Annotated in this window: 11 protein-coding genes; all 11 read left to right on the top strand. The window is 42.4% G+C overall.

Going from position 1 to position 12,763, the window contains the following annotated elements:
- Positions 1-13: 13 nt before the first annotated feature.
- A complete protein-coding gene (locus PUZ33_RS17545) occupies positions 14-1,105 on the top strand; it encodes a glycosyltransferase family 4 protein (RefSeq protein ID WP_058681407.1) in 1,092 nt (363 codons plus the stop codon).
- Positions 1,105-2,253, top strand: a complete 1,149-nt coding sequence (locus PUZ33_RS17540) for an EpsG family protein (protein ID WP_058681406.1) — start codon at positions 1,105-1,107, stop codon at positions 2,251-2,253. Before PUZ33_RS17545 ends, PUZ33_RS17540 begins: the two co-directional genes overlap by 1 nt.
- A 3-nt stretch (positions 2,254-2,256) precedes the next feature.
- Positions 2,257-3,360 carry a glycosyltransferase family 4 protein gene (locus tag PUZ33_RS17535; protein WP_062676688.1) on the top strand — a complete coding sequence of 368 codons (1,104 nt, stop codon included), beginning with the start codon at positions 2,257-2,259 and terminating at the stop codon, positions 3,358-3,360.
- Positions 3,361-3,393: 33 nt separating this feature from the next.
- A complete protein-coding gene (locus PUZ33_RS17530) occupies positions 3,394-4,449 on the top strand; it encodes a glycosyltransferase family 4 protein (RefSeq protein ID WP_058681650.1) in 1,056 nt (351 codons plus the stop codon).
- A 1-nt stretch (position 4,450) separates the two neighbouring features.
- Positions 4,451-5,872, top strand: a complete 1,422-nt coding sequence (locus tag PUZ33_RS17525) for a mannose-1-phosphate guanylyltransferase/mannose-6-phosphate isomerase (RefSeq protein ID WP_062676689.1) — start codon at positions 4,451-4,453, stop codon at positions 5,870-5,872.
- 110 nt (positions 5,873-5,982) lie between these two features.
- Positions 5,983-7,353: a colanic acid biosynthesis phosphomannomutase CpsG gene (cpsG, locus tag PUZ33_RS17520; protein ID WP_062676690.1), complete on the top strand. Its 1,371-nt coding sequence runs from the start codon at positions 5,983-5,985 to the stop codon at positions 7,351-7,353.
- A gap of 164 nt (positions 7,354-7,517) precedes the next feature.
- Entirely contained in the window at positions 7,518-8,924 is a 1,407-nt protein-coding gene (gene gndA / locus PUZ33_RS17515; protein ID WP_058681266.1) for an NADP-dependent phosphogluconate dehydrogenase, read from the top strand.
- A gap of 92 nt (positions 8,925-9,016) precedes the next feature.
- The gene (gene rfbB, locus PUZ33_RS17510; protein WP_062676691.1) at positions 9,017-10,102 is read left to right on the top strand and encodes a dTDP-glucose 4,6-dehydratase; all 1,086 of its coding nucleotides are present in this window, start codon (positions 9,017-9,019) and stop codon (positions 10,100-10,102) included.
- On the top strand, positions 10,102-10,983 hold the full coding sequence (gene rfbA, locus PUZ33_RS17505; RefSeq protein ID WP_058681268.1) for a glucose-1-phosphate thymidylyltransferase RfbA: 882 nt from the start codon (positions 10,102-10,104) through the stop codon (positions 10,981-10,983). Before rfbB ends, rfbA begins: the two co-directional genes overlap by 1 nt.
- 227 nt (positions 10,984-11,210) lie before the next feature.
- The gene (gene ugd, locus PUZ33_RS17500; RefSeq protein ID WP_058681269.1) at positions 11,211-12,377 is read left to right on the top strand and encodes a UDP-glucose 6-dehydrogenase; all 1,167 of its coding nucleotides are present in this window, start codon (positions 11,211-11,213) and stop codon (positions 12,375-12,377) included.
- A 124-nt stretch (positions 12,378-12,501) separates the two neighbouring features.
- Positions 12,502-12,763 (top strand): transposase domain-containing protein (locus tag PUZ33_RS17495; RefSeq protein ID WP_274205351.1); only part of this gene is annotated, 262 nt, incomplete at its 3' end.

Genomic DNA, 12,763 nt, shown 5'->3' with positions numbered 1-12,763 from the left:
TAGAGTTTATTAAATGAAAAATAAAAAGATTTGTCTCTTTATTAATGCCCTGCATAATTCCGGTGGTACAGAAAGAATTATCACTCTATTGGCAAACGGACTTACAAATATTGACTATGAAGTCCACATTGTAACAATACTGAAAACTAGCGAACCTTTTTTTCAGTTAAACGATAAAATTAATTTAGTAAGTTTATGTAACCATGAATCATTAACTTCAGAATTGGAAAGATTAAAGATAATTTTTGCACTTCGAAAATACTTAAAGAGTAATGAAATAAAAACTATAATTGCGGTTGATTCATTATTATGTATATATTCTTTACCGGCTGTGCTATTCACTAATATTCGTCATATATGCTGGGAACATTTTAATTTTAAAATTGATCTTGGGGTAAAAGCACGTAGATTAGCAAGGCAGTTATCTGGATTGCTTTCAGATGAAATAGTTGTATTGAGCGAAAAAGATAAAAAATATTGGCAAGAAAAGTTATTGTTTAAAAAAAGCAAATTACGGGTTATCTATAATGCCTCGCAGTTTCATATCACTAATAACGATTATCCTGCTGACAGCAAGAATATAATAAGCGTAGGAAGATTAACAGATCAAAAGGGCTTTGATCTTCTTTTACAGGCTTGGAAAAAGGTTCACAATGAATTTCCCGATTGGACTTTAACAATTATTGGGAGTGGTCCTAAAAAAGATAGTTTAGAACAATTAGCAACAAAATTGAGTTTAAACAAGTCGATAAAATTCATTGCTGCTACACAAAATATTACTGATTACTATCAAAGTTGCGGTTTTTTATGTCTTCCGTCCAGGTATGAAGGATTTGGTTTGGTTCTCATTGAAGCTATGTCTTTTGGCGTTCCAGCGATTGCATTCGATTGTGATTGTGGGCCTTCTGAAATATTAGATATGGAAAACGGGATTTTAGTACCAAATGAGAACATTAAAATATTCGCTGAATCTCTGAGATTAATGATTAGTCAAAAAAGTTTAAGAGTAAATATGTCCAATAATGCTAAATTAAAGGCTAATGCTTTTACAAGTGAAAAATTCACAGAATGCTGGGATAGTGTATTGAGAAATGAGAAATTATAATGTATTGGATTATTTTCTTAACCTTTCAGTTCATATGTGTTTTATTAAGCTGGCAACTGCCGTTTTTAAAAAAAATCATTTTTACCTTAATGATTTTTATATTGATGTTTTTTATGATAGATGGGTATTTTAACGGTATTGATTGGGTTAATTATTACTATGGCTTTATTACTTATACAGATGTAATGGATTATCTTTCATCATATGAACCTTTATTTGGCTCTGAGATTTTTATCCTGAAATATTTGTTTACTGATTTCTATTTATCTATAGCAATGTACTATTTTATATTATCGGTATTACTGTATTTCGCTATAATAAAACTAAGAGGGTTGTTTGACTTTAATATATGCCTGTTCGTCTTCTTGTTAATCGTAATCAATGGTATAGATCTATTTAATGATCAAATTAGACAAGCAATGGCATTTGCTATATCTATATTTGCTTTTCTTAAATTATTAAAAAATGAGAAAACTAGATTTATTATTATTGCATTTTTAGCTGTTTGTTTCCATTTTTCTGCCATTGTGGTTTTATTATTTTATCCTCTGGTAACGAAAAATAAAAAAAGTGTTATTTTCTTTGGTAGCTGTGCTGCATTTTGTATAGTAATACTTAGTCTTTCGAATGAACTATTTTCAAATGTAATATCTTTATTTGGAGCGCCTGGGGCTGTTATCTCAGCAAAAATCAAAGTATATTTTTCAAAATTCGAACCAACATTCGGCTTGCTCGCTATTGTCAATTTATTGATCATATTTAGATATTTCGTAGCAACGAAATATGAAACAGAAATTGAACGCATTCTTTGGAATGGAAGTTTTATTGCTTCTTTATTGCATTTGTCATTTTATTTTTTCCCAATACTGCATCGTTTAAATCCGTACTTTAATCTATTCTATTGTTTACTTTCTGCATATTACCTGCGTAGTTTAATAAGATTGTTAACAATAAATAGGATTGTAAATTACTTATCTATATTATTAATTATCGCCTCTGTGAATATTTCCTATTTTAATGATCCTGCTAGGCCTGAAAACTACAGGGGATACACATTAGATTATTTGCTCGGGTATTATGATATCGATAAAGATAAAATTAAAAGATGTAACTCATTTATTACAGATGTTCCTTTTTGTCGGTGGTAATTTATGAAAGTTGTTTTTTCCTCAAATACGGCATGGTATCTTTATAACTTTAGGAAAGGTACAATAAAAAAATTTATTGAAAAAGGATACGAGGTTTTTATTATAGCACCTACTGATAAATATTCATATCAGTTAAAAGAATTAGGCTGTAAAATTAATCATTTATATATACGTAGCAATTCACTAAATCCAGGTCATGATATTGTCACATTAGTGCATTTATTATCGTTATACATTAAAATAAAACCTAGTATTATTTATAACTTTACACCAAAGATTAATATATACAGTTCTCTTGTTTCATATTTTTTCCCTAGAGTGAAAGTCGTTAATAATATTGCTGGATTAGGCACGGCCTTCATTAATGAAGGTATGAAAAAAAAATTGTTAAGTAATTTATATAAAATTTCACAGAAAAGAGCAGATTTTGTTTTTTTTCAAAATAATGAGGATCATAACTATTTTGTCAAGGAAAAAATAGTTTGCGAGGCTAAAACTAAACGAATTTTAGGTTCTGGTGTTAATTTGGAGTTTTTTAAACCTACAAAAATAACTAAAGAAGAACATATTAAATTTTTACTTGTGGCCAGATTGATTGAACAAAAAGGTATTAGGCTATATGCTGAAGCAGCAAAAATTATAAAAGAAAAATATCCCCATGTTGAGTTTTCTCTTTTAGGCCCAATAATTACTAACAACCCCTTTGCTATTGATGAAAGGGAGATAAATAATTGGGAAGAATTAGGGGTTATTGAATATTTGGGACATTCTGATAATGTGGCAGAAGTTCTTATTGGTTATGATTGTGTGGTTTTGCCATCATTTTACCGTGAGGGCGTTCCAAAATCTTTACTAGAAGCTGCTGCTTCAGGAAAAATTATTATCACTACAGATAATATCGGGTGTCGCGATGCTGTTATTGATGGTGTAACAGGGTTTTTATGCAAGCCAAAGTCGTTGGAAAGCTTATTGGAAGCATTTTATAAAGTACTGCAATTAGATTATAATAGCTTCATAAAAATGAAAGTAGATGCTAGGAAATTAGCCCAGGAAAAATTCGATGAGAATATCATAATCGAAGAATACCTTAAAACTGCATCTAATTAAAAATCTATACTTACACTTTGAATGAGGAGTGTTGTGAACATAATTCTTAGCTCACTGTATTATGAGAAAAATCGAGTCACTGGTGCAAATAAGAGATTTGATTTTTTTGGGAAGAACTTACAATCAAGAGAAAATATAAATCTTACTGTTTTGGTTAGAGAAGGTGAAGCTCCTGATTGGGCTGAAAATAGTATTACTCTCCCTCGCTATGATTCAATGCCTTCTGTTATTCGTCGGCTTGTCTATTGTATAAAATTAACTTTTATTTTTTATAGGCGTGATGGAGTGATTATTAATGATTTTATGCCGGTCCCGTTAATCTTTTCGAAACGTAATTATTACTATCAGCTTGTCCACGATATTAGAAATTTCACCGATTTTAATCGTGCGGCAGTAAAAAAAATATCAAGTTTGTTTCAAAAAATCCAATGGAGAATGGTCCCTAATATATTAACAGTCAGTTCTTTCACCAAGAATCAATTAATTAAATACTGCAATATTAACCCTAATAAAATTGCTGTATCATATAATGGAATTGATCCTGTAAAGCGGAATAAAGCTAAAAAAGATATCGATTTTCTATATATAGCTACATTTGAAAAGCGGAAAAACCATGATAATTTAATTAAAGCTTTTTCTGTCTATGTGAAAAATTGTGATCAGAATGCTAGATTATATCTTATAGGTCGTGATCTGGGTTATAGAAAACATATTGAGACCTTGATTTCTAAATATCAAATTGATAAATTTGTAACTATTATAGAAAAAATATCTGAGAGTGAATTAAAAAATATTTACGAGCGAACTTACTGTTTTGTTAACCCATCACTGTATGAAGGCTTCGGTATGCCATTAATTGAAGCTATGTATTTTGATTGCCATGTTATTTGTAGTGATATTGACGTTTTCCATGAAATTGCTAAAGAACATGCATATTATTTTGATCCCCTCGATCATGGTAGTATTCTTAACGCAATGAAGGAAATCAAGGATACTGAAATCAAAGGCGAAAGCAAAACATGTTATACAATAAAAAATTTTTCATGGTCTGCAATTGTTGATAATTTTTTAAACTTATTGGTTAAATAAAATGATACTACCAATCGTTATCGCTGGAGGTACAGGCTCGCGCTTATGGCCCCTTTCGAGGAGCCAATATCCTAAACAGTTTTTATCTTTATTGGATGAGAATAGTTTACTTCAAAATACTATTTCCCGCTTGAAAGATATTGACCATGCCTCACCAGTTGTTATTTGCAATGAAGAGCATAGATTTATTGTTGCTGAGCAACTTCGAGAAGCTAATATTGACGTCAATGGGATTATTCTAGAACCTATAGGCAAGAATACAGCTCCAGCAGTTGCTCTTTCCGCCTTTTTTTCTCAAAAAGTAATAAAAGAAAGTGAAGGCGATGATCCACTTTTGCTTGTTTTGGCGGCGGATCATGTAATTAAAGATGTTGATAAATTTAAAATTGCCATTAAGCATGCTTTACCTTTAGCTAAACAAGGTAAAATTGTTACATTTGGCGTAGTGCCAACCCACCCTGAAACTGGATATGGATATATCCAAATTGGTAATTCTTTGGCGGAAGATGCTTACGAAATTAATTCATTCAAAGAAAAACCTGATCTCCAGACTGCGCAGCAATATGTTAAAAATAAGGGTTTTTTGTGGAATAGTGGAATGTTTTTATTCCGCGCATCTTCTTATCTTGAAGAGTTGAAAAAATATCATCCCGATATATATGACATCTGCTGTGCTTCAGTTGCATCCGCACAAAACGATTTAGATTTTACAAGAATCGATCGTGAAATCTTCTCATTATGTAAGTCTGAGTCGATTGATTATGCAGTTATGGAAAAAACAGATAAGGGTGTAGTTATTTCTCTTGATGCTGGTTGGAGTGATGTTGGTTCATGGTCATCACTATGGGAGATAGACAAAAAAAACGAAGATTATAATGTTATACATGGTGATGTTATAGCACATAACTCTATAAATAATTATATATACTCAGAATCAGCTCTAATAGCTACAGTTGGAGTGCAAAATCTTATTGTTGTTCAAACAAAAGATGCAGTACTCATAACCCAAAAATCTGAATGTCAAGATGTAAAAAATATCGTTGAACAACTTAATCGTTCCAATAGACAAGAATATCGCAGTCACCAGACAGTATATCGCCCGTGGGGCAAATACGACTCCATCGATGCGGGCGAACGTTACCAGGTGAAGCGCATTACCGTGAAGCCGGGCGAAGGCCTGTCGGTACAGATGCATCACCATCGTGCCGAGCACTGGGTGGTGGTAGCGGGTACCGCCAAAGTGACCATCGACGGTGAAGTGAAACTGCTCGGTGAAAATGAGTCAATTTATATTCCGCTGGGGGCGACACACTGTCTGGAAAACCCAGGGAAGATACCTCTCGATTTAATTGAAGTGCGCTCCGGCGCGTATCTGGAAGAGGACGATATTGTCCGTTTCCAGGACCGCTACGGTCGGGTGTAACCGCTTCGCATCATGCCCGGTGGCGCTGTGCTTACCGGGCCTACGAATGAATAAAAAATATTTTGCCTGTTAATTGGGCGGGCCAACTGTTGCCTGAAAAAGGGGTCATGATGGAAAAGTTAACCTGTTTTAAAGCCTACGATATTCGCGGCAAGCTGGGTGAAGAGCTGAATGAAGACATTGCGTGGCGCATCGGCCGCGCGTACGGCGAATACCTGAAACCGAAAACTATCGTACTGGGTGGCGACGTGCGTCTGACCAGCGAATCCCTGAAGCTGGCGCTGGCGAAAGGGCTGCAGGACGCGGGCGTGGACGTGCTGGATATCGGCCTTTCCGGTACCGAAGAGATCTATTTTGCCACCTTCCACCTGGGCGTGGACGGCGGGATTGAAGTCACGGCCAGCCATAATCCGATGGATTACAACGGCATGAAGCTGGTGCGCAAGGGTGCGCGCCCTATCAGCGGCGATACCGGCCTGCGCGACGTGCAGCGTCTGGCGGAAGCCAACGACTTCCCGCCGGTGAACGAGTCTGCACGCGGCAGCTACAAGCAGATCGATCTGCATAAAGAGTACATCGATCACCTGCTGGGTTACATCAACGTGGCGAACCTTAAGCCGCTGAAGCTGGTCATCAACTCCGGCAACGGCGCGGCGGGCCCGGTGGTGGATGCCCTGGAAGCCCGCTTTAAGGCGCTGAACGTGCCGGTGACCTTCGTCAAGGTACACAACACCCCGGACGGCAACTTCCCGAACGGTATCCCGAACCCGCTGCTGCCAGAGTGCCGCGACGACACCCGCAATGCGGTGATTGAACACGGTGCGGATATGGGTATCGCCTTTGACGGCGATTTCGACCGCTGCTTCCTGTTCGATGAGAAGGGGCAGTTCATCGAAGGCTATTACATTGTCGGCCTGCTGGCGGAAGCGTTCCTCGAGAAAAATCCGGGGGCGAAGATCATTCATGACCCGCGCCTCTCCTGGAACACCGTTGACGTGGTGTCTGCCGCAGGCGGTACGCCGGTGATGTCCAAAACCGGTCACGCGTTTATTAAAGAGCGTATGCGCGAAGAAGACGCCATCTACGGCGGCGAGATGAGCGCCCATCACTACTTCCGCGATTTTGCCTACTGCGACAGCGGGATGATCCCGTGGCTGCTGGTGACCGAACTGCTGTGCCTGAAAGGTCAGACCCTGGGCGAGCTGGTGCGCGACCGTATGGCGGCCTTCCCGGCAAGCGGGGAGATCAACAGCAAACTGGCGCAGCCGGCTGAGGCCATTGCCCGCGTGGAACAGCACTTTGCCATTCACGCGCTGGAAATTGACCGTACCGACGGTATCAGCATGGCGTTCCCGCAGTGGCGCTTTAACCTGCGCTCGTCCAATACCGAGCCGGTGGTGCGCCTGAACGTGGAATCCCGCGCCGACCCCGCGCTGATGGAAGAGAAGACACAAGAAATTCTTGTTTTGCTCATGAAGTGAAGTCTTACGCCAGTTTATTTCTGGCGGCTTGGCTGTGTCGGAGTTGTGCAATCAGGTGGCATACATCAGCAAAAGCTATTCATGACACCTAATACTGAGTTAACATCTTAACCACATTTCAAGCCGCGCACAGTCGCGGCGACCACACCTGACAGGAGTATGTAATGTCCAAGCAACAGATCGGCGTTGTCGGTATGGCAGTGATGGGGCGCAACCTGGCGCTCAACATCGAAAGCCGTGGTTATACCGTCTCCGTTTTCAACCGCTCCCGTGATAAGACCGAAGAAGTCATCGCTGAGAATCCGGGTAAGAAACTGGTTCCTTTCTATACGGTTAAAGAGTTTGTTGAATCTCTGGAAACGCCTCGTCGTATCCTGTTAATGGTGAAAGCGGGCGCAGGTACCGATGCAGCCATCGATTCCCTGAAACCTTATCTGGATAAAGGCGACATCATCATTGATGGTGGTAACACCTTCTTCCAGGACACCATTCGTCGTAACCGTGAACTCTCTGCCGAAGGTTTCAACTTCATCGGTACCGGTGTTTCCGGTGGTGAAGAGGGCGCGCTGAAAGGCCCATCTATCATGCCTGGCGGCCAGAAAGAAGCGTATGAACTGGTTGCGCCAATCCTGATCAAAATCGCTGCGGTTGCGGAAGATGGTGAGCCGTGTGTGACCTATATCGGTCCGGACGGTGCAGGCCACTATGTTAAGATGGTTCACAACGGCATCGAATACGGCGATATGCAGCTGATTGCTGAAGCCTACTCTCTGCTGAAGGGTGGCCTGAACCTCTCCAACGAAGAACTCGCAGAGACCTTCACTGAGTGGAACAAAGGCGAGCTGAACAGCTATCTGATCGACATCACCAAAGATATCTTCACGAAAAAAGATGAAGAAGGTAAATACCTGGTCGATGTGATTCTTGACGAAGCGGCGAACAAAGGTACCGGCAAATGGACCAGCCAGAGCTCTCTGGACCTGGGCGAACCGCTGTCTCTGATCACCGAATCCGTATTTGCTCGCTACATCTCTTCTCTGAAAGATCAGCGCGTTGCGGCTTCCAAAGTGCTGTCTGGTCCGCAGGCTAAACCAGCTGGTGACAAAGCGGAATTCGTTGAGAAGGTTCGTCGTGCTCTGTACCTGGGCAAAATCGTCTCTTACGCGCAAGGTTTCTCTCAGTTGCGCGCGGCTTCTGACGAAAACAACTGGGATCTGAACTACGGTGAAATCGCGAAGATCTTCCGTGCAGGTTGCATCATCCGCGCCCAATTCCTGCAGAAAATCACCGATGCCTATGCTGAAAATGCAGGTATCGCGAACCTGCTTCTGGCACCTTACTTTAAGAAGATTGCTGACGAATACCAGCAGGCACTGCGTGATGTGGTTGCTTACGCTGTACAGAATGGTATTCCTGTGCCGACCTTCTCCGCTGCAGTGGCGTACTACGACAGCTATCGCGCTGCCGTACTGCCTGCCAACCTGATCCAAGCGCAGCGTGACTACTTCGGTGCGCATACGTATAAACGTACGGATAAAGAAGGTGTGTTCCACACCGAATGGCTGGATTAATCTAATTAGTTCTGCCATTCCATCAAGCCCGGTAGCGATACCGGGCTTTTTTATCCCGCCCAATCCACTCACTTTTTAACGGAATAGATCGCGTGAAAATTCTTGTTACTGGTGGCGCCGGTTTTATTGGCTCCGCGGTTATCCGACACATTATTCGCAATACACGGGATAGCGTTGTTAACGTTGATAAATTGACCTATGCCGGTAACCTTGAATCCTTGCGAGAAGTCAGCAATAACGCACGTTACGTATTTGAACATGCTGATATCTGTGACAAAGTTGCCATGGAACGCATTTTTGCCTCTCATCAGCCAGATGCTGTAATGCATCTGGCTGCGGAAAGCCATGTCGATCGTTCTATTACCGGGCCAGCGGCGTTTATTGAAACTAATATTGTCGGTACTTACGTCCTGCTGGAAATTTGCCGCGCTTACTGGTCTTCACTGGATAACGCGGCAAAAGCAGCGTTCCGTTTTCATCACATTTCGACGGATGAAGTATATGGTGATTTACCTCATCCTGATGAGCAAACTGATTCTGCGCCATTACCGCTCTTCACAGAAACAACATCATACGCACCGAGTAGTCCGTATTCCGCCTCGAAAGCATCCAGCGATCATTTGGTCCGGGCGTGGATCCGTACTTACGGCTTCCCAGCAATTGTCACTAACTGCTCAAACAATTATGGACCTTTCCACTTCCCGGAAAAACTAATCCCGCTGGTTATTCTTAATGCCATTGAGAACAAACCGTTACCGATTTACGGGAAGGGAGATCAAATTCGCGACTGGCTATATGTGGAGGATCATGCCCGTGCGCTTTATACGGTTCTGACAACAGGTAAAACCGGCGAAACGTATAATATCGGTGGTCACAACGAGAAGAAAAATATTGAAGTTGTACACACTATTTGTGATTTGCTGGATGAAATCGTTCCGAAGGAAAAATCATATCACGAGCAGATAACCTATGTTGCAGACCGACCTGGCCATGACCGCCGTTATGCAATAGATGCGCATAAAATTAGTCGTGAACTAGGCTGGATACCTAAGGAAACCTTCGAGAGCGGTATACGTAAAACGGTTGAGTGGTATTTAAACAATTCGGAATGGGTCTCGAATGTTAAAAGTGGTGCCTATAAGAGTTGGATTGAACAGAATTATGGAGGGCGCAAGTAATGGCGAAGCGTAAAGGTATTATCTTGGCGGGCGGTTCGGGTACTCGCCTTTATCCCGTCACAATGGCGGTGAGTAAGCAGCTGTTGCCCATCTATGACAAGCCGATGATCTATTATCCGCTTTCAACGCTGATGCTCGCTGGTATCAAAGATATTCTTATCATTAGTACACCGCAGGATACCCCTCGTTTTGAACAACTTCTGGGTGATGGTAGCCAATGGGGGTTGCGCCTCCAATATAAGATACAGCCTAGCCCGGATGGTTTAGCTCAGGCGTTTATTCTTGGCGAAAAATTTATCGGCGAGGACAACTGTGCGCTGGTTTTAGGCGATAATATTTTCTATGGTCACGATCTTCCTCGATTGCTGGAGGGGGCCGCCAGCCAGGAAATTGGGGCAACCATATTTGCCTATCATGTCAGCGATCCTGAACGTTACGGTGTGGTTGAATTCGACAAAGACGGTACTGCTATCGGTCTTGAAGAAAAACCTCAGCAGCCGAAAAGTAACTATGCAATAACGGGCCTCTATTTTTACGACAATGATGTCATTGAGATGGCGAAGAGCTTAAGTCCCTCAGCACGCGGTGAGCTGGAAATAACGGATATCAACCGTCTTTACATGCAGCAGGGAAGATTATCCGTCGCGATGATGCGACGCGGTTATGCATGGCTGGATACCGGGACGCACCAGAGCATGATTGAGGCAAGTAATTTCATCGCAACTATTGAAGAGCGTCAGGGGCTGAAAGTATCTTGCCCTGAAGAGATTGCATTCCGCAGAGGCTTTATCAATGTTGAACAGCTCCGTGCACTTGCCGAGCCTTTGAAAAAGACCGGCTATGGGCAATACCTGCTAAATCTGGCTAAGGGATTAGTCTGATTTGAAGCTGCTTGTTATGAGTCTGCTACATCATAAAGAAGCAGTAATGCTGCTAGAAGATAGGCACTTTGAGCCTTGTTCGGGACCCCTCGGAGGGGCGGAAGAGCGTTCATCCATTCAGCTTTAACCTTGACAGTTAAATAGCGTTAGCGATAAAAAACCACCAGTTAATCATTGTGGTGACGGTTTGATTGTCACCAGAAACTCATACTGAAGAAGTCAAACGAATGAAAATAACTATCTCCGGAACGGGCTATGTCGGGCTTTCAAACGGCATTCTGATCGCACAAAACCATGAAGTGGTTGCACTGGATATCGTGCAGGCCAAAGTGGACATGCTTAACCAGAAGAAGTCCCCAATTGTCGACAAAGAAATCCAGGAGTATCTGGCAAATAAGCCGCTGAATTTCCGTGCAACGACTGATAAAGAAGATGCCTATCGTAATGCGGATTTTGTCATCATCGCGACCCCTACCGATTACGACCCCAAGACTAACTACTTCAATACCTCCACGGTAGAAGCAGTAATCCGGGACGTTATCGCAATAAACCCAAATGCGGTGATGATTATCAAGTCAACCATTCCGGTAGGTTTCACTAAATCCATCAAAGAAGAGTTGGGCATCGATAACGTCTTCTTCTCGCCAGAGTTCCTGCGCGAGGGCAGGGCGTTATACGATAACCTGCATCCTTCCCGTATCGTGATTGGTGAGCGTTCTGAGCGCGCGGAGCGCTTCGCCGCGCTGCTGCAGGAAGGTGCAATCAAGAAAGATATTCCGGTACTGTTTACCGACTCCACTGAAGCGGAGGCGATTAAGCTTTTCGCCAATACCTACCTGGCAATGCGTGTCGCTTACTTCAACGAACTGGACAGCTACGCTGAGAGCCTGGGTTTGAACACCCGCCAGATCATCGAAGGTGTTTGTCTCGATCCGCGCATTGGTAACCACTATAACAACCCGTCATTTGGCTACGGTGGTTACTGCCTGCCAAAAGATACCAAGCAGCTGCTGGCTAACTATCAGGCTGTGCCAAATAACCTGATTTCAGCGATTGTGGATGCCAACCGCACGCGTAAGGATTTCATTTCTGATTCCATCCTCGCGCGTCAGCCGAAAGTGGTGGGCGTGTATCGTCTGATTATGAAGAGTGGTTCCGATAACTTCCGCGCCTCGTCCATTCAGGGGATCATGAAGCGTATTAAAGCGAAGGGTGTGCAGGTCATTATTTATGAACCTGCAATGCAGGAAGATGAGTTCTTCCATTCACGCGTGATTCGCGATCTGGATGCGTTCAAGCAGGAAGCGGATGTGATCATCTCTAACCGCATGGCAGCAGAACTGGCGGACGTGGCAGATAAAGTCTATACCCGTGATCTGTTTGGTAGCGACTGATATTCTGCGTTAAGCACGTAAAAAACCCGGCCAGTGTGCCTAATGCCGATCATTTAAGGATCGGTTGACCGATCCAGTGGCTGTGTAAGAATCCGGAAATGTTCACCCGTTTCCGGATTTTTTTATGCACACTGGACAGGCTCTTGATCTGGTATCCCGTTACGATTCTCTGCGTAACCCTCTGACTTCTCTGGGCGACTATCTTGACCCGGAACTGATTTCCCGCTGCCTTGAAGAATCCGGCACCGTCACGTTACGTAAACGGCGCCTTCCTCTGGAAATGATGGTCTGGTGCATTGTCGGTATGGCCCTTGAGCGCAAGGAGCCGCTTCATCAGATCGTTAACCGGCTGGATATCATGTTACCCGGTAATCGTCCGTTCGTTG

Origin of the sequence: Enterobacter cloacae complex sp. 2022EL-00981 (assembly GCF_028737495.1) — a bacterium.
In the GTDB taxonomy this organism is placed as follows: Bacteria; Pseudomonadota; Gammaproteobacteria; order Enterobacterales; family Enterobacteriaceae; genus Enterobacter; species Enterobacter cloacae.
Note: the sequence above shows the minus strand (reverse complement) of the source record. Positions and strands in the feature narration are given on the sequence as shown.